This window comes from Streptococcus sp. 3.1 (assembly GCF_016648915.1).
In the GTDB taxonomy this organism is placed as follows: Bacteria; Bacillota; Bacilli; order Lactobacillales; family Streptococcaceae; genus Streptococcus; species Streptococcus salivarius_E.
This window is the reverse complement of the sequence record NZ_JACLQV010000002.1, coordinates 188,386-208,475: the sequence shown is the minus strand read 5'-3', so window position 1 is coordinate 208,475 and position 20,090 is coordinate 188,386. Positions and strand designations below refer to the sequence as shown.

Annotated in this window: 20 protein-coding genes; 4 read left to right on the top strand and 16 right to left on the bottom strand. The window is 41.4% G+C overall.

All coding sequences use genetic code 11. The features are described from left to right. Positions 1-5: 5 nt before the first annotated feature. From pheA to H7U02_RS02255, 11 genes are all read right to left on the bottom strand, one after another. Complete coding sequence (gene pheA / locus H7U02_RS02305) at positions 6-830, bottom strand: prephenate dehydratase (RefSeq protein ID WP_037603971.1); 825 nt, start codon at positions 828-830, stop codon at positions 6-8. After that, complete coding sequence (locus tag H7U02_RS02300; RefSeq protein ID WP_014634149.1) at positions 821-1,312, bottom strand: shikimate kinase; 492 nt, start codon at positions 1,310-1,312, stop codon at positions 821-823. Before H7U02_RS02300 ends, pheA begins: the two co-directional genes overlap by 10 nt. Further along, complete coding sequence (aroA, locus tag H7U02_RS02295; protein ID WP_037603974.1) at positions 1,305-2,588, bottom strand: 3-phosphoshikimate 1-carboxyvinyltransferase; 1,284 nt, start codon at positions 2,586-2,588, stop codon at positions 1,305-1,307. The genes H7U02_RS02300 and aroA overlap by 8 nt, the downstream gene beginning before the upstream one ends. Before the next feature lie 80 nt (positions 2,589-2,668). Beyond that, entirely contained in the window at positions 2,669-3,619 is a 951-nt protein-coding gene (locus tag H7U02_RS02290; RefSeq protein ID WP_037603976.1) for an L-lactate dehydrogenase, read from the bottom strand. Between the two features lie 89 nt (positions 3,620-3,708). Continuing rightward, the gene (locus H7U02_RS02285) at positions 3,709-4,047 is read right to left on the bottom strand and encodes a YlbF/YmcA family competence regulator (RefSeq protein ID WP_002890462.1); all 339 of its coding nucleotides are present in this window, start codon (positions 4,045-4,047) and stop codon (positions 3,709-3,711) included. Positions 4,048-4,056: 9 nt separating this feature from the next. Then, positions 4,057-5,163 (bottom strand): prephenate dehydrogenase, encoded by a 1,107-nt coding sequence (locus H7U02_RS02280; protein ID WP_037603978.1) that lies wholly within the window; start codon positions 5,161-5,163, stop codon positions 4,057-4,059. 29 nt (positions 5,164-5,192) lie between these two features. Next, a complete protein-coding gene (aroC, locus tag H7U02_RS02275; RefSeq protein WP_037603981.1) occupies positions 5,193-6,359 on the bottom strand; it encodes a chorismate synthase in 1,167 nt (388 codons plus the stop codon). Next, positions 6,360-7,427 carry a 3-dehydroquinate synthase gene (aroB, locus tag H7U02_RS02270; RefSeq protein ID WP_037603983.1) on the bottom strand — a complete coding sequence of 356 codons (1,068 nt, stop codon included), beginning with the start codon at positions 7,425-7,427 and terminating at the stop codon, positions 6,360-6,362. Between the two features lie 12 nt (positions 7,428-7,439). Continuing rightward, on the bottom strand, positions 7,440-8,297 hold the full coding sequence (locus H7U02_RS02265) for a shikimate dehydrogenase (RefSeq protein ID WP_037603986.1): 858 nt from the start codon (positions 8,295-8,297) through the stop codon (positions 7,440-7,442). After that, positions 8,287-8,964, bottom strand: coding sequence for a type I 3-dehydroquinate dehydratase (aroD, locus tag H7U02_RS02260; RefSeq protein ID WP_037603987.1), 678 nt, complete (start codon positions 8,962-8,964; stop codon positions 8,287-8,289). Before aroD ends, H7U02_RS02265 begins: the two co-directional genes overlap by 11 nt. Then, positions 8,961-10,124 carry a class I SAM-dependent rRNA methyltransferase gene (locus tag H7U02_RS02255; protein ID WP_037603989.1) on the bottom strand — a complete coding sequence of 388 codons (1,164 nt, stop codon included), beginning with the start codon at positions 10,122-10,124 and terminating at the stop codon, positions 8,961-8,963. Before H7U02_RS02255 ends, aroD begins: the two co-directional genes overlap by 4 nt. A 161-nt stretch (positions 10,125-10,285) precedes the next feature. Here H7U02_RS02255 and H7U02_RS02250 point away from each other — a divergent pair, with 161 nt between their 5' ends. Together H7U02_RS02250 and H7U02_RS02245 are read left to right on the top strand one after the other, a co-directional pair. Beyond that, positions 10,286-12,466: an LTA synthase family protein gene (locus H7U02_RS02250; RefSeq protein ID WP_064523272.1), complete on the top strand. Its 2,181-nt coding sequence runs from the start codon at positions 10,286-10,288 to the stop codon at positions 12,464-12,466. Between the two features lie 171 nt (positions 12,467-12,637). Continuing rightward, positions 12,638-12,823: a hypothetical protein gene (locus H7U02_RS02245; RefSeq protein ID WP_002890454.1), complete on the top strand. Its 186-nt coding sequence runs from the start codon at positions 12,638-12,640 to the stop codon at positions 12,821-12,823. 149 nt (positions 12,824-12,972) lie between these two features. On the opposite strand, the gene eno is transcribed toward H7U02_RS02245, so the two are convergent. Further along, a complete protein-coding gene (gene eno, locus H7U02_RS02240) occupies positions 12,973-14,277 on the bottom strand; it encodes a surface-displayed alpha-enolase (RefSeq protein WP_002886048.1) in 1,305 nt (434 codons plus the stop codon). A 205-nt stretch (positions 14,278-14,482) separates the two neighbouring features. Between eno and H7U02_RS02235 the strand changes: the two genes are divergently transcribed. Then, the gene (locus tag H7U02_RS02235; RefSeq protein ID WP_048675120.1) at positions 14,483-14,938 is read left to right on the top strand and encodes a YueI family protein; all 456 of its coding nucleotides are present in this window, start codon (positions 14,483-14,485) and stop codon (positions 14,936-14,938) included. Between the two features lie 30 nt (positions 14,939-14,968). Here the strand turns inward: H7U02_RS02235 and H7U02_RS02230 are convergent, their stop codons facing one another. From H7U02_RS02230 to ccpA, 3 genes are read right to left on the bottom strand one after another with little or no spacing between them, the layout of a single operon-like run. After that, the gene (locus tag H7U02_RS02230) at positions 14,969-16,084 is read right to left on the bottom strand and encodes a glycerate kinase (RefSeq protein ID WP_110980866.1); all 1,116 of its coding nucleotides are present in this window, start codon (positions 16,082-16,084) and stop codon (positions 14,969-14,971) included. A gap of 12 nt (positions 16,085-16,096) precedes the next feature. Further along, complete coding sequence (locus H7U02_RS02225) at positions 16,097-17,164, bottom strand: MmcQ/YjbR family DNA-binding protein (RefSeq protein WP_110980867.1); 1,068 nt, start codon at positions 17,162-17,164, stop codon at positions 16,097-16,099. 59 nt (positions 17,165-17,223) lie between these two features. Continuing rightward, positions 17,224-18,225, bottom strand: a complete 1,002-nt coding sequence (ccpA, locus tag H7U02_RS02220) for a catabolite control protein A (protein WP_070576321.1) — start codon at positions 18,223-18,225, stop codon at positions 17,224-17,226. A gap of 314 nt (positions 18,226-18,539) precedes the next feature. Between ccpA and H7U02_RS02215 the strand changes: the two genes are divergently transcribed. Beyond that, on the top strand, positions 18,540-19,622 hold the full coding sequence (locus H7U02_RS02215) for a M24 family metallopeptidase (protein WP_201042709.1): 1,083 nt from the start codon (positions 18,540-18,542) through the stop codon (positions 19,620-19,622). Between the two features lie 98 nt (positions 19,623-19,720). Here H7U02_RS02215 and H7U02_RS02210 read toward each other — a convergent pair whose 3' ends face one another. Further along, a complete protein-coding gene (locus H7U02_RS02210) occupies positions 19,721-20,089 on the bottom strand; it encodes a S1 RNA-binding domain-containing protein (RefSeq protein WP_002886108.1) in 369 nt (122 codons plus the stop codon). Between the last annotated feature and the right edge of the window lies 1 nt (position 20,090).

Below are 20,090 nucleotides of genomic sequence, written 5' to 3'. Positions count from 1 at the left end.
TCCCTTTAAATTTCATAGACTTGGTAAGCACCCAAGATTTTATATCCAATTCCAACTGCAGTCAGCTCTTCAAGAGCGAACTGAGCCAACTTTTCCTTTGTATAATCACAATCAATAATAAAGAAATACTCGCCAAGTACCGTCTTCAAAGGACGACTTTCTATCTTGGTCAAGTCAATGCCTCGCCAGGCAAAGGTTGATAAGGCCTTGTAAAGTGCCCCTGGCATATTGTCAGGCAGGGTCAAGGCCAGCGTTAATTTGCAATCAATCTGATTGAGCGGAATCTCAGGAACGGTGTTCCCCAACACCCAAAAACGGGTATAATTCTTTTCAATCTCCTGAATATCCTTAGCCAAGATTTGAAGACCGTATTCCTTAGCAGCTGCATGCGGAGCGATGGCCGCATATGGCTGATCTGGATTATCAGCGACAAAACGCGCCGCAAAGGCTGTACTGGCTGTTGTCTCAATCTTGGCATGTGGAAAATGCTGTTTAATATACTTTTTCCCTTGGGCAATAGCCTGTGGGTGTGAGAAGATTTTCTCAATTTTCTCATGATGTTTCGTCGCCATCAACTGCTGCTTGATGGGCTGAACAATCTCTGCCACAGCACGAATATCGGCCTGATGGAAGAGATAGTCTAAACTCTCATGAACAGAGCCCTCAATGGAATTTTCCACCGGAATGACCGCATAATCCACACGTCCCTCTTCATAAGACTTGATAACCTCGGTAATGGTACCTAGAGAAACCAATTCTGCCTTAGGAAAAGCCTTTAAGGCTGCATTATGCGTAAACGACCCACTAGGGCCCAAATAACCTACATACATTTGATAAACCTTGCTACTTCTTCTGGCGTTCGGTTATCAACTGTGACAACCAAATCTGCTAAATCTTGATAGAGTGCCATTCGACCGTCATAAATAGCCTTAAAATCCTCTTTGGAATGATTGAGAAAGAGTGGGCGCTGATTCTTGGTATCCTTTTCAATGCGATCATAGACCACATCGAAAGAAGCATGGAGCCAAACGTTATGCTTACGATTTTTCGCCAAGAGCTGACGATTGCGCTCCGTCACAACGACACCACCTCCAGTAGAGATGATGACGTCATCTCCCTCTTGAAGGAGTTCCTCCAAAGTCTCAGACTCAATCTGACGAAAGGCTGCTTCACCTTCTTTTGCAAAAAAATCAGCAATGGACATGCCGATTTTCTCCTCGATGACCTGATCCATATCCACGAAACGACCATCCAGGTATGGGGCGACGGAACTCTTACCAACTCCCATAAAGCCCAATAAAACCTTAGCCATGGAGCAATCCTTCCAAGTCACTAAAGAAGCTTGGGTAACTTGTATTGATAGCTTCCGCACGTTGCAAGTCAACCTCACCATCTTGAACCAAAAGGGCAGCAATAGCTGTCATCATACCAATACGGTGGTCACCCAAGGTATTAACCTCTGCCCCATGAAGAGCCGTCTTACCAGTGATAATCATACCATCCTCAGTTGGTACAATATCAGCACCCATAGCATTCAAGGCATCCGCTACCACCTGAATACGGTCAGTCTCTTTGACCTTAAGTTCTTCAGCATCACGAATCACAGTCTTACCTTGAGCTTGTGTCGCCAAGAGTGTGATAATTGGAAGTTCATCAATCAAACGTGGAATGATATCTCCACCAATTTCAGTTCCTTTAAGTTCTGAAGTTTCAACCGTAATGGTCGCAGATTTTGCAACCTGGTCAATATCTGAAAGGGTAATCTTACCACCCATGTCTTTGATCACATCAATGATACCCGTACGCGTCTCATTGATACCAACATTTTCCAAGACAATCTTAGAGTTAGGTACCACAAGTCCTGCTACCAACCAAAAGGCAGCTGAAGAAATGTCACCTGGGACCACAACTTCTTGAGCAGTGAAAGTTTGGCCACCAGAAATACGAATTTCCTTGCCATCTACCTGAAGCTGACCACCAAACTGCTGAATCATATCTTCCGTATGGTTACGTGTTTTTTCCTTCTCGATGATAACAGATTCGCCATCAGCTTGAAGCGCTGCAAAAATAAGGGCAGATTTTACCTGAGCAGAGGCCACAGGCAATTGGTAATGAATAGGTTTAAGAGACTTGCTACCGTGCATTTTCAAAGGTGGCAAATCACGGTCTGTTTGACCAGAAACCTCTACACCCATCTGACGCAAGGGAATGGTCACACGGTCCATCGGACGTTTTGAAAGGGAATCATCTCCAAACATTTCCACATCAAAATCTTGACCTGCAAGCACACCTGAAATCAAACGAATCGATGTTCCAGAGTTCCCCATGTCCAACTTGTTTTGAGGAGCCTTGAGACCATCAAAACCAACACCGTGAATGCGTACCACATCACCATCATCCTCGATAGTCACACCCAAATCACGGAAGACCTGCATAGTTGAGAGGACATCCTCACCTCGTAAAATATCACGAACAGTTGTCACACCTTTGGCAAGACTTCCGAACATGATAGAACGGTGACTGATTGACTTGTCACCAGGGATACGCAAGCTGCCATGAAGACCTTGGGCTTTGGTTTCTAGTTTCATAGGTTACTCCTGAAAATTTTATAGTTACTCTCATTATACCATAATCGAAAGCCCAACCATAGACTGAATTGTCAAAATATTCACTCTCTAGTATTGCCATACTTTTCTTTCAGAAAGGCAACTGCTTCTTGAACACGGTTCCGAATCAAGTTAGCAGACTCCTCCAAAAGACGATTTTCCTCAGCCGACAAAGACAAGCGAACTGGAGCAGCCACCCCATGACGCCCTAGGATGACTGGATAGCCAAGATAGGTTTGATAAGCTTCTTGATAGCTAGATACTGCCACCTCTTCTTGAGCGTCAGAAAGGATAATTGTCACCAAACGAAGAGCAGCACTGGCAATACCGTAAGACGTATAGCCCTTACCATAAAAAACCTTATGACCACCCTTCATGGAAGCCATAAAGAGATTTTGACGTTCTTCTTCGCTGGTCAATTCTGTAATGTCTTGCCCTTTAACCTTGACTTGACTCCAGGCAGTAAATTGGGAATTCCCATGTTCGCCAAGATTGTAGCCAGATACTGATTTGGGATTGACTGACAAATCGTCTCCTACCGCTGCCTTCATTCTCGCCGTATCGAGTAGAGTCCCTGTCCCAATCACACGTTCTCTTGGCCAGCCTGTGAATTCCTGATAGAGGGCTGATACAGCATCTACAGGATTCGAGATAACCAAGAGTATGCCTTTAAAATCCAATTTTTTAAGTTCCTGAGAAACCTGATAAACAGCTTCTCGAGTAAATGGAAATTCAGCAAAGCGGTCCTCACCAGCATTGTGCTGTAACTGAATGTTTCCAAGAGATGAAATAATCACATCAGCATCTTCAAGTGCCGTATAATCATTGACAACAATTTTTGCATAGCTAGGTAGATTTGCCATGGCATCCTTAAAATCCTGGGCATCTGCCTCGGCCTTCTTCTCATTGATATCTATAAAGACATAACTATCAGCCAAGCCTTTAGCAATTGCTCCATGAGCTACTGCAGCTCCAACGTTTCCCATACCAATAATTCCAATCTTACGACTCATCATTTTCCTCCTTAATGTCTCTAGTTTCTTCCTTAAACAATCTCTTTTGAATGCAGAAAAGGGCCTGTCAATTGACACACCCTCTCTGATTAACTATTCAATTCTTGCAAAGGTTTGAAGATGATACGTTCAATATCATTCAAATAAACAGACAAACCTTGTTGTGCAGCCAAGTATTCTTTCAAAAGGGCATTAGCTTCTACTTTTTGACCCAATTCTTGAACAGCTGCTTGTTCTTCTGCTGTTGGCATTGTTCCAGCTTGCATTTTAGCATAGAAATCCTCTTGGAAATCAGTAAACTCTTTGAAAAGAGCGCTAGCTTCAGCATCAGCTGCAATTGCTTCTTTTTTCTCTACCAAAGTTTTGTACTCAGGAAGGGCACGAATGCCACGTTCCAACTCATTTGCTAAATCATAAATATTTGTCATTTTATTCTCCTAGGCGATCACCACATGATAGTCGGTATTGGCTTCAATAACAGTCTTAGCATGTGTGCGATCTTTTTCATTTTTAAAAGTAATTTGTAGGATACCGTGAATATCCTCACGATTTTCCTCATTAATACGAAGGTTAACCAAAGACGTTCCTCGTAGCAATTCCATAATGCTAAGGATAACGTCTTCTCGGTCAGGCACATCCACGAAAATATCGAAGGCACTTTCCACGCCACCTTTTTTGTGAATTTCCATCTCTTTACGTTTCTTACGACCATTGTCAAAGAACTCCCAAATGGCATTCTCATCTTCAGACTTAATCAAGTCAGCCACATGGTCCAAACGTTTTTTGAAATCTTCAATACGATCCAAAACAGCTGGCCCATTGGTCATGAGAATGGAAGCCCACATACCAGGTTCACTTTCTGCAATACGGGTCATATCTCGGAAGCCCCCAGCCGCAAAGTGATTGGTCATCTCGTGAGCCTGAGCATAATCAGCTGCCTGCTCCATAAGTCCAGAAGCCAAAAGATGTGGGAAATGACTGATTTGACTGGTTACACGGTCATGTTCAGCCGCATCAATCTCCACAAATCGTGACTTAAGCCCCGACAAGATATCCTTAAGCTCAGGAATAGTTGTCTCTCTTGTTAGACTTGTCGGTGTGAAAATATAATAGGCATTTTCAAAAAGTGTCACGTCGGCTGCAATAGCCCCTGATTTATGAGAACCAGCCATAGGGTGAGAACCTACAAACTGAACATTTTTACCTGTTAGGTAACGTTCAGCTGCCTCAACGATATCCAACTTAGTAGACCCTGCGTCTGTGATGATGACATCATCTTTGAGTTCCAAGTCAGCCAACTCCTTCAAGTAGGCCACAGTTTGCTTAATCGGCACTGCAAGGATAATCACATCAGCAAGTGGGGCAAACTCTTTGAAATCACTTGTTGCACGGTCAACGATACCACGCTCAAGCGCAATATTTCGGGAATAGTCAGAGCGATTATATCCAAGAATCTCATAATCAGGGTGGTCCCTTTTAATCCCTAAGGCCAAGGAGCCACCAATCAAGCCCAATCCTGCGATATAAATAGTTTTCTTACTCATTACTACTCCCATCTATTGTCTGATGCTGCTTAAAAGTTTTTCACATAGGCACGGTGACGTGCTACCGCTTCTTTCAATTCTTCCATGTTGTCAGAAGAGAATTTGTCCAAGATTTCATTGGCTACGACTGTAGCGACTACGGATTCCATAACGACACCCGCTGCAGGCAAGGCCGTTGGATCTGAACGCTCGACTGTTGCCTTGTATGGTTCATGTGTTTCGATATCTACTGACATCAATGGCTTGTATAGGGTTGGAATAGGTTTCATAACCCCACGGACCACAATCGGTTGCCCGTTGGTCATACCACCTTCAAAACCACCAAGGTTGTTAGTGCGACGCGTATAGCCATCCTCTTCATTCCAGAGAATCTCGTCCATTACTTGAGAGCCCTTGAGGTAGCCATCCTTGAAACCAAGTCCAAATTCTACACCCTTGAAGGCATTGATGGATACAACTGCTTGAGCAATCTTAGCATCAAGTTTGGTATCCCATTGGACATAAGAACCAAGGCCAACAGGGACGCCGCCAACAACAGTTTCAACGACACCACCGATTGTGTCTCCCTCTTTTTTGATTTGGTCAATGTAATCTTTAATTTCTTGTTCACGTTCTTGGTTAACAACTGAAATCTCTGATTGTTGAGCCAATTCCTTGATTTGAGCTACTGTCAAATTCTCAGGCACATCAATTTCCTTACCACCAAAGACAACAACATGGTTAGCAATTTCAATATCAAGCTCAGCCAAGATACGTTTAGCAACAGCACCTACTGCCACACGCATGGTTGTTTCACGCGCACTAGAACGCTCCAAGGAATTACGCAAATCATCGAAACGGTATTTCATTCCGCCAACCAAGTCAGCATGTCCTGGACGTGGGTGAGTGATTTTACGTTTGGTTTTCAAACGGTCCTCAATATCTTCCACAGCCATGATGTCCAACCATTTTTGATGGTCCTTATTGATAACGTGAAGGGTGATTGGAGCTCCTGTTGTTTTCCCATGACGAACACCAGAAGTGATTTCAACCTTATCAGACTCAATTTTCATACGGCCACCACGACCATAGCCACCTTGGCGGCGTTTCAAATCAGTATTGATATCTTCAGCCGTCAAGGGAAGACCAGCTGGAACACCTTCGATAATTGCTGTTAAACGTGGGCCGTGAGACTCACCTGCTGTTAAATATCTCATTTATTTCTCCAAGTACTCTTTCATTTCGACTAAAGGAATCTGATTGATAGCTGCCTTACCAATCTCGGGAACGATAACTGTCTTAATGTTATTACCACGGGCTTTCTTGTCATGTGTGAGGGCTGTATAGAGCTCTTCAACACGCCATGGCTCATAGTCCACTGGCAAACCAAATTTAACACACATCTCAGCAATTTGACGTGTGATTCCCTGAGGCATTAGACCTTTTTCCTCAGCAACACGAGAAATCTGAACCATTCCGATAGCTACCGCTTCACCATGCATGACTTTTCCGTAACCAGCTGTTTGTTCAACGGCATGCCCAATCGTATGACCAAAGTTGAGGTACATACGGACACCACCTTCAAACTCATCTTCAACCACAATTTTACGCTTAACGTTACATGAACGGTAAATAATGGTTTCTGAGTTTTCTAGGATACTGTGAACCGAACCATCAATGCTTTCAAGCAAGTGCCAAAGCTCAGGGTCATCAATCAAACCGTATTTGACAACCTCACCCATACCTTCAATCAATTCACGTTTACCAAGTGTCTCAAGAACATTAGGATCAATCAAAACCCCATCAGGCTGAGCAAAAGTTCCCACGATATTTTTAGCAAATGGTGTGTTCACACCTGTCTTACCACCAATAGATGAATCCACTTGGGCAGTTAGACTGGTTGGAACCTGAACGAAATGAATCCCACGCATATAGGTTGAAGCGACAAAGCCTGCTAAGTCTCCAACAACGCCACCACCAAGAGCAACAATGCCATCACTACGAGTCATGCCATTCTTAATCAAAAACTCATAAGCCTTGTTAACAGTCTTAAGATTTTTACTCGCTTCACCTTCTAGGAAATCAAAAACGACAACCTCAAAACCTTCGTGCTCCAGGCTAAGCTTAACTTTTTCTGCATATAGAGCTCCCACATGATTGTCCGTAATAAGGGCAATCTTTTGTGGTTCCCAAAGTGACTTCACCCATTTACCGACAGTCTTAAGGGCTCCTTTTTCAATAATAATGTCATAAGGGTTATGTGTTAAATTTACCTCTAGTTTCATCGTCGTTCCCTCCTAGCTATTGTAAATATTTTCTAATTCCTGCCAAATGGCGTCTGTTGGCATGTCCTTGCCTGTCCACAATTTAAAGGCACCTGCTGCTTGATGAAGCAACATGCCAAGGCCGTTCACAGCCCCTATTCCCTGTTTTCTAGCCAAGGCCAAGAAAGGTGTTTCAAAAGGCTGATAAATGATATCAGCAACCAAGAGTCCCTTAGGAAATTTTGTATCTGTAGGAATAGGCAAGGATGCGCCATCCATACCTACACTCGTCGCATTCACCAATAAATGAGCTTGGCCTAGTTCCTCTTTAAAATACTTAAGATCATTTAAAGCATGAAACTCCAAGTGACAAGTTGTCTGTTCAAGTAGTGACTTAAAGCTCTCTTTTGCCTTATCCAATGACTGAGGGCGAACATAGACACTTACTTTTTTGGCACCATCAAGAACTGCCTGCGTCACAATAGCTTTAGCCGCACCACCAGCACCCAAAATCATCAGATGGGCATCTTTAGGGCTAAAGTTCTTTAGACTAGCAAAAAAGCCAAAACCGTCTGTATTATGACCAATCAAACGCCCATCACGATTAACAACTGTATTGACAGCACCAATCAGTTGAGCTGCAGGACTAATCTCATCCAAAAAAGGAATGACTGCTTCCTTATATGGCATGGACAAATTGATACCGAACATGTCGTAACGTCTAATATTTTCAACTGTCTCGGCTAGGTCTGATTCCAGAATCTCCCAGGCCACATAAACACCATTAACTTGTGTCTTCTCAAAGGCCGAATTATGAATGAATGGCGAAATCGAATGCTTGATTGGATTGGCGACAACAGCTGCTAGGCGTGTGTGTCCATCAATCTGCATCCAAAACCTCCCTGATTCTGCGCATGTCTGCTAAACTAATTTGTCCTGGAGCACTGGCATTATCAAGACTGGCAAAGGTCCATGATGACCCTATCAAGTCGCCCGCAAAACGTGACAAACGACCTAGTTTACCCATTGACATGGTCACAAACTCCTGCTCAGGATTAAAGGCCTTAAAGCCACGTGTGAAGTTCATAAGGTCGAGAACATCCTGCTCATTCTTAGGCATAACTGCCACCTTAACCACTCGTGGTGTCAAGTTTGCCATCTCAGACAAAAGTTCCATGAGGTTTTCAGGTGTCTCCTCAAAGTTATGATAAGACAAAACCAAGTTTGAAAATTCAAGCATTTGATCAAAGACAGCCTTACGTGTGAAATACTCAAAATCAATATAATCTGGCGAGTAAATCGCAGCTACATCCTTAATCAGTGCGACATATTCCGCATCCGTTAACTCAAGCCTACCACCCTCACGCGTTGTACGGATGGTAAAGATAATCTCAAAGCCTGCGAATTTCTCGAAAATAGCCGGAGCAACCGTTAAGATACTATCCTTATCTAAAAAATCTGCACGCCATTCAATAATGTCTGCCCCCTCAAAACGAGACAGTTCAAGCGCTTGTGCCTCCTCTAAACTAGTTGGCATAATCGGAACTACAATTTTCATTTATTTACCTTTATTGTGTATACTTTCAAATAATTTGATGTTGGATCATTAGGATTGACGGTAAAATCCGCTGGTAATTGTTGCAGGTTAACGAAGTCCGCTGAAACATCTCCCAAGCCCTTACGTAGTTGTTTCTTAAACTGTTGCACTGTCATATTAGCAGCATTGGTACTTGCGATGATTGTCCCATGCTCTGATAAAATATCAAGACTTTGTGCAATTAACTTGTGGTAATCCTTATTTGCTGAGAAAGTGCGTTTCTTATTTCGAGCAAAGCTTGGCGGATCGATGACGATAAGGTCATAAGATAAGCCTTTTTTCTTTGCATATTTGAAATAATCGAAGACATCCATCACGACCAAGCGATGATTTTCCATACTGAAGCCATTAGCTTCAAAATGAGCCGTCGATAATTCACGTGAACGCTTAGCCAAATCAACCGATGTCGTTTCAACCGCTCCCCCCATAGCTGCAGCCACTGAAAAAGCTGCCGTATAGGAGAACATATTCAAAACTGATTTTCCCAAAGCTAAGCCATTAACTAAGCCATCACGCACTTCATGCTGATCAAGGAAAATCCCCGTCATTAGCCCATCATTGAGGAAAACTTCATAAGTTACCCCATTTTCTAAAATGGTGAAGGTATCAGCCGCCTCTTGCCCAAAAAGATGGTCTGATTCGAAATCAAGACCCTTGAAGCGGATTTTCTCATAGCCTCCCAAGACCTCAGGAAAGACCATTTGGAAAGCATCTACAATATCATTTTTCAAGGAATAAACAAAGGCATTGTACCATGAAAAGAGGGCATAATCCCCATATAAATCAATTGTGAGACCACCAAAATCGTCACCATCTTGGTTGAAAAGACGAAAAGCTGTCGTCAACTCATTATCATAATAGGATTGACGTTTGGCCTTAGCCCTTTCAAAAAGTCCTTGAAAATAAGTCACTGTCAATTGTTGTTTTTTAGGGGACAGAAACCATCCTATCCCCTTATTTTGACTTGACAAATAGCCCGTTCCTAAAAAGTCTTTGGATTGGCTATATAGATAAACCAACTGATTATTTTCAGTTATATTTGGAAAATCTTCGGCTAAAAGAAGCTGTTTTCCTTGTTTGATTTTTTTCTCCGCAAAGGGACTTACCGTCAATATACTCATGTTACTATTATACCAAAAAAATGCTATTATTTCTGTTTCGTGACTAGATTTTATCAATTATATGTCAAGGAATATCACACTCAATGGCAGTAAATTTTTGAGAGTCATTATCTTATTTGGTATAATGATTAAGATAATATAGAATCAAAGGAAGTATTACTTTGAAAAAAATTACTGAAGCCTTTTGGAAAGGAGTTTCATCAAGACTTGGATTTATCCTCTTGTTACTCTTCTTTTACTGGCTAAAAACCATATTCGCTTATTACGTCAACATTAATCTTGAGTTGGAAAGCAGATATCAGGTTATGCTTTCGCTGATCAACCCTATTCCACTAGGATTAATGCTTCTGGGTTTAGGACTATACTTCAAGAAACGACGTTTCTTTTACAGCATTACCATTGCTATCTATGTCATCCTTAACCTCTTACTTATTGCTAATGTGATATACTTTGGAGAGTTTACAGACTTCATCACTGTAAATACCATCCTAGCAAGTTCTAGTTCGGCAGCAGGACTAGGAGACTCAGCCAAGAACCTTCTTGAGCCAAGCTATCTTTTCTACCTGATTGATGTTCCTTTCTTCATCTATGCTGGTTTCAGGAAAAAGCTTAAAATGGACAGCAAGCCATTTAACAAACGAGCTAGTTTTGCCGTTACTGCACTGTCGACACTCCTTCTCTCAGTTAACCTCTTTTTAGCGGAAGTTAACCGTGGCGAGTTGTTGACACGTGGTTTCTCAAATAACTATATTGTTCGTGCTATGGGGCTCCCCTTCTTCACAGCCTATTCTGGTAACTTAACTTATCAGGCCTCACAGGCTCGTTCATCTGCAACAGCTGAGGATATGAAAAAGGTTGAAGCTTACGTTAAAGAGCATTACGCAGCACCTGATCCTAAGTATTACGGAATTGCTAAAGGAAGAAACGTCATCGTTATTCACCTGGAAAGCTTCCAACAGTTCCTCATTGACTACAAGCTCAAAGTAGACGGTCAAGACTATGAGGTTACACCATTCATCAATTCCATTTATCACTCAAATGAAACTCTAGCCTTTTCAAACTTCTTCCACCAAGTTAAATCAGGTAAAACTTCTGATGCTGAAACCTTGATGGAAACGTCTCTCTTTGGACTAAGCACAGGCTCATACATGGTAAACTATGGCGGTACCAATACAGCCTATGCTGCACCATCTATCCTAGCTCAAACAGGCGATTATACATCAGCTGTTTTCCATGGAAACACTGGATCCTTCTGGAATCGTAATAATACCTATAAACAATGGGGGTATAATTACTTCTTTGACTCATCAGCCTTCACTGAAAAAACTGATGAAAACTCCTTCCAGTATGGTCTAAATGACAAGTACATGTTCCCAGATTCCATCAAATATCTGGAACAAATGCAACAACCTTTCTACGTTAAATACCTTACAGTATCTAACCACTACCCATATACTTCTCTCTCAGGCGATGAAAAGGAACAAGGTTTCCCACTTGCCGAAACAAAAGACGAGACAGTCAACGGATATTTTGCAACAGCTAACTATCTTGACTCAGCAATCAAAGACTTCTTTGATTACCTCAAGGAAACCGGTCTTTACGATAACTCGATTATTGTCATGTACGGTGACCACTATGGTATCTCTGATACACGAAGCAGCAATCTTGCTGAACTTCTCGGTAAGAACCCTGAAACTTGGTCAAACTATGATAAAGCCATGCTTCAACGTGTTCCTTACATGATTCATATTCCAGGCTATACTGGTGGTGGTATCTCTAACACCTTTGGTGGTGAGGTTGATGCCCTTCCAACTCTCCTTCACGTTCTTGGAGTTGACACTAGCTCTTATATCCAGATGGGACAAGACCTCCTATCTCCCGATAATAAGCAAACCGTCGCATTTAGAACCTCAGGTCAATATGTTACTCCTCAATACACCAGCTACTCTGGTCGACTTTATAACACTCAAACAGGGGAAGAAATTACCAACCCTGATGAGACAACTAAAAAAGATAACGAAGCCATTCGTAAGGCAGTAGCAACTCAGCTTTCGATGAGTGACGCTGTTCAAACAGGTGACCTTCTTCGTTTCTATACGCCAAACGGTTTGAAGCATGTTGATTCTAGCAAGATTTCCTACACTAAACAGATGGATCAACTAAAAGAAATCAATAAAAAGCTGAAAGATAAATCAACCAGCCTCTACAAACAAAAAGGCAATAAATCAACAGCTGATCTATTCAAGACCCCATCTTACAAGGAACTACATCCTGCAGAATCTGAATCGAGCTCAAGTTCAAGTGAATCAGAGTCAAGTAGTTCTTCAACGGAACAACAATAAGCCTTAAAAGCAGTCCTGTTTGGACTGCCTTTTTTAGATTAAACAATTATCAATCGTACTTAACTGGAAAATCATAATCCTCATAGCACTCGCCTCAAACATATTTCTTGCTAGTTTGCTATAAGCGTGATTAAATAGTTTTTGTAAAAAAACTTATAAAGGAGAACAGATATGAATCCAATGGACCTATTTAACCAAGTAAAAGAAATGATCGAAAAGAAAGATTTCGAAGCTGCTAAAAAGTTTGTCGATGACAATAAAGATGATTTGGGCGAATACTTTGACCAAGCTAAGTCACTTGTTTCAGGTAACGAAATGGTTAGTGGAGCTTTAGACAAGATTAAAGGTCTATTCTAAGACGAAGTCCCCTAAATCAATAGGATTGAGGGGGCTTTTTATGTTTAGAGTTTCTATTTAGAGACAATGCATAACACAATCTAAGATTCTTTAGAAACACAAAAAAGAGATTCCTAAGGAACCTCTTTTTATTCTATATGACTATAGAATTATTTTTTCAAGTTGTAGAATGATTTCAAACCACGGTATTCTGCAACTTCACCAAGTTGGTCTTCGATACGAAGCAATTGGTTGTATTTAGCGATACGGTCAGTACGTGACAATGAACCTGTCTTGATTTGACCAGCGTTAGTTGCAACTGCGATATCAGCGATTGTTGAATCTTCAGTTTCACCTGAACGGTGTGATACTACTGCTGTGTATCCAGCTTCTTTCGCCATTTCGATAGCGTCGAAAGTTTCAGTCAAAGTACCGATTTGGTTAACTTTGATAAGGATTGAGTTAGCAGCGTGTTCTGCAATACCTTTTTCAAGGTAAGCTGTGTTAGTTACGAAGAAGTCGTCACCAACCAATTGAACTTTACCACCAAGACGTTCAGTAAGAGCTTTCCAACCGTCCCAGTCGTTTTCGTCCATACCATCTTCGATAGTGATGATTGGGTATTTGTTAACCAATTCTTCAAGGTAGTCGATTTGTTCTGCAGCAGTACGAACAGCAGCGCCTTCACCTTCAAATTTAGTGTAGTCGTAAACTTTACGTTCTGCATCGTAGAATTCAGATGATGCACAGTCAAATCCGATAAATACGTCTTTACCTGGTACATATCCAGCAGCTTCGATAGCTTTGATGATAGTTTCAACACCATCTTCAGTTCCGTCGAAACGAGGTGCAAAACCACCTTCGTCACCTACGGCTGTTTCAAGTCCACGTTCTTTAAGGATTTTCTTAAGTGCGTGGAAGATTTCAGCACCCCAACGAAGAGCTTCTTTGAATGTTGGTGCACCAGCAGGTACAATCATGAATTCTTGGAAAGCGATTGGAGCGTCTGAGTGAGAACCACCGTTGATGATGTTCATCATTGGAGTTGGAAGAACTTTAGTGTTGAATCCGCCAAGGTAGCTGTAAAGTGGAACTTCAAGGTAGTCAGCAGCTGCGCGTGCTACAGCGATAGACACACCAAGAATAGCGTTGGCACCAAGTTTACCTTTGTTTGGAGTACCGTCAAGAGCGATCATTGCGCGGTCAATACCTTGTTGATCACGTACGTCGAATCCGATGATGTGTTCAGCAATAACGTTGTTTACGTTATCAACTGCTTTTTGAGTACCAAGACCACCGTAACGAGCTTTGTCACCATCACGAAGTTCTACTGCTTCGTGTTCACCAGTTGAAGCTCCTGAAGGAACCATACCGCGACCGAATGCACCAGATTCAGTGTAAACTTCTACTTCAAGTGTTGGGTTACCGCGTGAGTCAAGGACTTCGCGTGCGTAAACATCAGTAATAATTGACATTACAATACTCTCCTTATGAGTTAAAATTTTTTACACCTATATATTACCATAATATCAAGGCTTAAGCAAATTAAAACCAGAATTTTCTAGCGATTTTCTATTTTTTAATATTTTCAATTGTTTTTGAAAATCTCAGAAAGCAACTCAAATGAAAAGGAATTCAAAATATTGTATAATACAAGTAGAAAACTAAGAGGAGATTCCTATGACTTCACTTGAAAACAAAGTGCTCCAATGCGCTAGTGGTGAAAAACGCCTAAATCCCGATGAACTTCGTCAGTATTTTGGAACCTATGCGGAACGTGTAGTCCTAGCTGTTCTATTGGAAAATGCCGAAAAGAAAACTGTAATTGACAATTTTCCGCAAATATTAAAAGACTTATTAGCCGTTTACCCTAATCTTAGTCTCAAACTTTCGCCAAAATTAGCCGACCAGACACAATTTACCTATATCAAGACCGCTCAAGCACTAAATATTTCTGCAACTATCGTTGACGAGGCCAAGGCCCACTCACCATACGGTCTTATCGTACATAGTAATCAAGCAGAGAATCTTGATAAAGTGTTATTTTCAGAACTCTATCCTGATATCCTTGCTCCTAGTGAAACTGAACCTATCCTTGAAAAAAAGGGATTTTTTGCTAAACTATTCGGAAAATAAAAGCTGATGCAAAGTCAGCTTTTTCTTATATCACAATGTTTTACTGAGCTTGATGACATTCCCAATATTGAGTCCTGTGCGATAGAGATTCTCCTTAGCGGTAGCTAAAACTTGGTCTAACTCTAATACTTGTCCAATGATAGGGAAAGCAGCTGTGATACCTGCTACTGGAAAATCAGGCAAGTCATCCTTCAAACTACCACAGATAGCAATGACGGGAATAGCTGATGGTGTCCGCCTAGCCACCCCGACCGGTGCTTTACCAGACAAGGACTGGCTATCCATACGTCCTTCACCAACTATGACCAAATCAACTTCCTTCACACGTTGATCAAAATCAACGCAATCAAGTACAAAGTCAATCCCTGATTTAATTTCTGCACCTGCAAAAGCTACTAAACCCGCTGCCATGCCTCCTCCGGCTCCTGAACCAGCCAGTTTTAAAACCTCAGGAGCAAAGTTTTCGTAGAATTGTGTCATGTCTTGGTCAACCTTTTTAAATTGTGAAGGAGCTAGGCCTTTTTGTCCACCAAAAATATAGGTCGCTCCATCTTGACCACACAAGGGATTATCTACGTCAGTAATCAGATGAATAGTAACACCAGACAAATCAATCTTATTTTTAGAGGATACCTTTTTAATAAGACCAAGATTAGCACCTATTGGCTCAAGCTCCTGTCCCTGAGAGTCATAAAAACGATAACCCAATCCATATGCCATACCAATACCACCATCATTGGTAGCAGACCCACCTACGCCTATGATAAAATCTCGGATGCCAGATTGAACCAAATGAACAATTAGTTCACCCACGCCTTGTGTCGTTAGAGCTAGAGGATTTCGTTTATCCTTAGGAATCTGTTCCAAGCCACAAATCGCAGCCATTTCAAAAACGGCAGTCTGGCCATTGCTGGCAAAAGAAACACTTCCATCACTTGTATAGGCATGAGGAATCTCGATACTTTTCTTCTCAAGATTTAGATTTTCAGCAAGAGCATCTAAGGTGCCCTCGCCACCATCACCTATTGGCATGAGGTCAAAATCAGCGTCGGGTAAGGCATTTTCAAAGCCCGATTTGAGAGCTAAGGCGACCTCTTTTGCAGACAAACTTTCCTTAAAGGAATCAGGTGCAATCAAAATTCGCATGATGTCCTCCTTCTATTTTTCTTTTAGGTAAGGGGATAAGGCCTGAACTAACTCATCCGTCATATGTCTTGGACCTCGCACAGTTTTGATACCTAAACTCTTTAGCCTATCACTGTCAAATTCGGTGTCATTAAAGGTGTATAAGGGTTTAATCCGCATCAACTCCTTAATACTCGCCTCTTCACGATAACCTTGATTAGGGATATTCGCTTCTAAAACCTGACAGAGGTAACGTATGGTCTTGGTAGGTGCCGTAATATAGATAGCCACCAAATCTCCCTTTTGCATACTAGCTTTCTGTGTCCAAAGGATCTCCTCATTTGCGGAGAACTCCTCTCCAATATCGTAGTATTTCAAATTTACCGGGATAATCCAATAATGAGGCTCAAAAGCCTTTCTAAGATGTTTTGGGGCCACTAGGGAGCGACTGTCACTAAGAAACTCAATAATGGTTTGGTCCGACAATGTCTCGTCTAAAACAAGACTAATCCAGGTCTTCTTGGACATATGGTAGCTAGGAAAAACCCCATCCATTTCCAAGAGCTTATCCATTTGCTTTGGATTAACCTTCAGGTTAACCACATCATAAATTAAATCCGCCTTTTCTCCATCAAGCCCTAGTTTTTCTCCCTTAAGAGGAAAAAACAAGGCATACCATTTACCATCAACCCTAAAGGACAAATAGCTTGGTTCCTTTTCGAAAGGATGGTCTGCTTGGTCTGAAAATTCTTGAACTAAAAACTGAACTAGGCGATTAGCTTGTGGAGATGAGAACAATTGATTTTCATAACAAGAATCAGCTAGCTGTGAGAGAAGTTCTCCATAAGCTTCTCTGACTTGACCAACGTAAGTTCCAGTGGCCTGAGGACTCCTGAAGATATCATAAGGCTCATCAAGATCGATATCAACAACCTGTCCCGTCAACTTACCTTCTAAATCAATAAGCAATCGAGCTTCAAGTTCATCCGCCATCAGTGTTTTTCTGAACTCGTAACCTTGCTCAGTAGTTGTAAAACCAAAAGGCTCTAGGCTATCCTGTTTTAGGATCTTCTGTTTAAAATAAGCATCCTCAAAAGTCATTGGTTCTCCCTTTTTCTAAAAAAGAGAAGTTGAGACAAACTTATGTCCCAACTCCTTTTTTATTTTGTTGACTGACGTAAGGTAAGACCGTGATTAAGAATAACATCTTTTTCTTCGAGCTCTTCCTTATTCATGATTTTAGTCAACATACGCATGCTAACTGCCCCTAAATCATAGAGAGGATGATTAATACTAGAAAGGTTTGGACGTGTGTAGCTTGTAATTGGTGAGTCATTGCTTGTGATGATTTCGAAGTCTTCTGGAACTGATTTACCTGCAGCAAAGAGGCCATTCAAGAGACCTGCAGCCAATTCATCTTCTCCAACATAGGCAGCAGTGGCACCAGAGTTCAAAACACGTTGTGCTAAATCAAAGCCATCTCTATAGCTATATTTGGCTTCAAAGACAAGACCTTCATTGTAACGCAAATTATTCTTTTCAAGTCCAGCCTTATAACCAGCTAGACGGAGTTTGCCATTAATATCATCAATTAGTGGTCCTGATACAAAGGCAACCTTTTCATTATTCTTGGCAAGTTGCGTTACAGAATCCTCAACGGCAACTTTATAGTCGATATTAACGCTCGGTAATTGGTGCTCGAGGTCCACTGTTCCTGCTAGGACAATCGGAGTACGGGTACGAGAAAATTCTGCACGAATTTTTTCCGTCAAGTGGTAACCCATGAAGATGATACCATCTACTTGTTTGGCAAATAGAGAGTTAATCACGGTAACTTCGTGATCGTCATTTTCATCACTAGAAGCAAGGACAATATTGTACTTGTACATCGTTGCAATATCATCAATCCCCCTTGCTAAAGTAGCAAAATAGCTATTTGCAATATTTGGGATGACAACTCCTACAGTAGTGGTTTTCTTACTCGCCAAGCCACGCGCAACCGCATTTGGACGATAATCCAAACGATCAATGACCTCAAGCACTTTTTTTCGGGTGTTTTCTTTTACATTTTTATTTCCATTTACCACACGAGACACAGTCGCCATCGAAACGCCTGCCTCACGCGCAACGTCATAAATAGTGATTGTTTCATCAGTATTCATAAAAACACTTCCTTTCTCATTTTACGCTCACTCTTTCACGCTAATTGTATCAGATTCTGAAAACACTTTCAATTATTTTGACTGATTTTTTACAAAAAAATGAAAGGGATTCCTTCTTTGTGGTTATGAGGAAGAAAGCCATTTCAGAAAAAGGCCTCTCATTTCGTGTTTCCAAGACTATCCATCGCTTACAAAACTAGCCTAAAAAAGTCTCAATGAAAGTAAATGATTTAATGAAAAGCCAAAAAAACAGCTTGCATTTTCCTTATAAAAGTGACAGAATGAGTGTAAGAAATACAAAGGAGTTTTTTTCTATGTCTAAACTTGATCGCATTCGTCATTTTTTGAATGAAAATAAAGCAGGGCTAGCTATTGTTTCAGATCCTGTAACTGTCAATTATCTTACTGGTTTTGATTGTGACCCACATGAACGCCAAATGTTCCTCTTCGTCTATGAAAATCGTGAGCCTGCCCTATTTGTACCTGCTCTTGAGGTTGCACGTGCCTCTGCTGTACTCGACTTCCCAGTCTTTGGTTATGTAGACTCTGAAAATCCATGGCAAAAAATCAAAGCTGGCCTAGCAAGCACAGACAGCCCTATTATTTATGCAGAGTTTGACAATCTTAATGTGACCAAGTTCCAAGGATTGCAATCGGTCTTTGAAGGTCGCTTTGAAAACCTGACACCATTCATTCAAAAAATGCGCGTTATCAAGTCAGCTGATGAAATTCAAAAAATGCTTGTTGCCGGTGATTATGCTGATAAAGCTGTTAATATCGGTTTCGACAATATTTCTCTCGATGTTACTGAAACAGACATCATTGCTCAAATCGAATTTGGCATCAAACGCTTGGGCTATGAAATGAGCTTTGAAACTATGGTCTTGACTGGTAACAATGCAGCCAACCCACACGGCATTCCTGGAAGCAACAAAATTGAAAAAGATGCTCTTCTTCTCTTCGACTTGGGCTGTATGGTGAATGGCTATGCTTCAGATATGACGCGAACAGTCGCTGTTGGAAAACCCGATGATTTCAAAAAAGAAATCTACCACTTGACTTTAGAAGCTCAACAGGCTGCCCTAGATATGATTAAACCAGGTGTAACTGCCAGCGAAGTCGATGCTGCAGCACGTAATGTTATTGAAAAAGCTGGTTACGGCGAATACTTCAACCACCGCCTCGGACACGGTATCGGAATGGATGTGCATGAATTCCCTTCTATCATGGAAGGAAATGACATGGTCATTGAAGAAGGAATGTGCTTCTCAGTTGAACCAGGTATCTACATTCCTGAAAAAGTTGGTGTTCGTATCGAGGACTGTGGTTATGTTACAAAAGACGGCTTTGAAGTCTTCACACACACACCAAAAGAATTGCTCTATTTTGATGTTTAATTAATCCAGAAGGGTCTTCAATTAAGTTGAGGACCTTTTCGTTTGCACTCAAATTCAATAGCCATATAAAAAGCTGACTCATCGTGAGTCAGCTTTTGCTATTTCTCCTCATGCTCTTGTCTAAGATAGTCAAGTCCTTCTTCAATCCATCCTGGCATTGCTTCTGCCAAAGGTTTAAAGCCATAGTTCAAACGACTATCAGAAAAACGATGACGATGAGGGATTTTATTTTTTTCTTCCTCAAGGGTTCTCAAAGAAAGACTGGCCTTTTGTGTAAATTCATCAAAATCAACAACTTGAACTAAGACCTCCTGGTCTACCTTTAAGGTATTGTAGATATTGTCGATATAACCTGTCTTAATCTCTGAGATGTGAATCAAGCCTGTGGTACCATTTTCCAATGAAACAAAGGCACCGTAAGGCTTGATGCCTGTGATAACACCCCTAAGCTTGTCTCCAATCTTCATC

Bases quoted from the DNA above. Each gene is read 5' to 3' on its own strand.
- H7U02_RS02290 (WP_037603976.1), bottom strand. From the start codon at position 3,619: ATGAGTCGTAAGATTGGAATTATTGGTATGGGAAACGTTGGAGCTGCA.
- H7U02_RS02245 (WP_002890454.1), top strand. From the start codon at position 12,638: ATGAATCCAATGGACCTATTTAACCAAGTAAAAGAAATGATCGAAAAG.
- H7U02_RS02235 (WP_048675120.1), top strand. From the start codon at position 14,483: ATGACTTCACTTGAAAACAAAGTGCTCCAATGCGCTAGTGGTGAAAAA.
- aroA (WP_037603974.1), bottom strand. From the start codon at position 2,588: ATGAAACTAGAAACCAAAGCCCAAGGTCTTCATGGCAGCTTGCGTATC.
- H7U02_RS02265 (WP_037603986.1), bottom strand. From the start codon at position 8,297: ATGCAGATTGATGGACACACACGCCTAGCAGCTGTTGTCGCCAATCCA.
- ccpA (WP_070576321.1), bottom strand. From the start codon at position 18,225: ATGAATACTGATGAAACAATCACTATTTATGACGTTGCGCGTGAGGCA.
- H7U02_RS02215 (WP_201042709.1), top strand. From the start codon at position 18,540: ATGTCTAAACTTGATCGCATTCGTCATTTTTTGAATGAAAATAAAGCA.
- aroB (WP_037603983.1), bottom strand. From the start codon at position 7,427: ATGAAACTAGAGGTAAATTTAACACATAACCCTTATGACATTATTATT.
- H7U02_RS02280 (WP_037603978.1), bottom strand. From the start codon at position 5,163: ATGAGTAAGAAAACTATTTATATCGCAGGATTGGGCTTGATTGGTGGC.
- H7U02_RS02255 (WP_037603989.1), bottom strand. From the start codon at position 10,124: ATGAGTATATTGACGGTAAGTCCCTTTGCGGAGAAAAAAATCAAACAA.
- H7U02_RS02285 (WP_002890462.1), bottom strand. From the start codon at position 4,047: ATGACAAATATTTATGATTTAGCAAATGAGTTGGAACGTGGCATTCGT.
- H7U02_RS02225 (WP_110980867.1), bottom strand. From the start codon at position 17,164: ATGACTTTTGAGGATGCTTATTTTAAACAGAAGATCCTAAAACAGGAT.
- pheA (WP_037603971.1), bottom strand. From the start codon at position 830: ATGTATGTAGGTTATTTGGGCCCTAGTGGGTCGTTTACGCATAATGCA.
- aroD (WP_037603987.1), bottom strand. From the start codon at position 8,964: ATGAAAATTGTAGTTCCGATTATGCCAACTAGTTTAGAGGAGGCACAA.
- H7U02_RS02300 (WP_014634149.1), bottom strand. From the start codon at position 1,312: ATGGCTAAGGTTTTATTGGGCTTTATGGGAGTTGGTAAGAGTTCCGTC.
- aroC (WP_037603981.1), bottom strand. From the start codon at position 6,359: ATGAGATATTTAACAGCAGGTGAGTCTCACGGCCCACGTTTAACAGCA.
- H7U02_RS02230 (WP_110980866.1), bottom strand. From the start codon at position 16,084: ATGCGAATTTTGATTGCACCTGATTCCTTTAAGGAAAGTTTGTCTGCA.
- eno (WP_002886048.1), bottom strand. From the start codon at position 14,277: ATGTCAATTATTACTGATGTTTACGCACGCGAAGTCCTTGACTCACGC.
- H7U02_RS02210 (WP_002886108.1), bottom strand. From the start codon at position 20,089: ATGAAGATTGGAGACAAGCTTAGGGGTGTTATCACAGGCATCAAGCCT.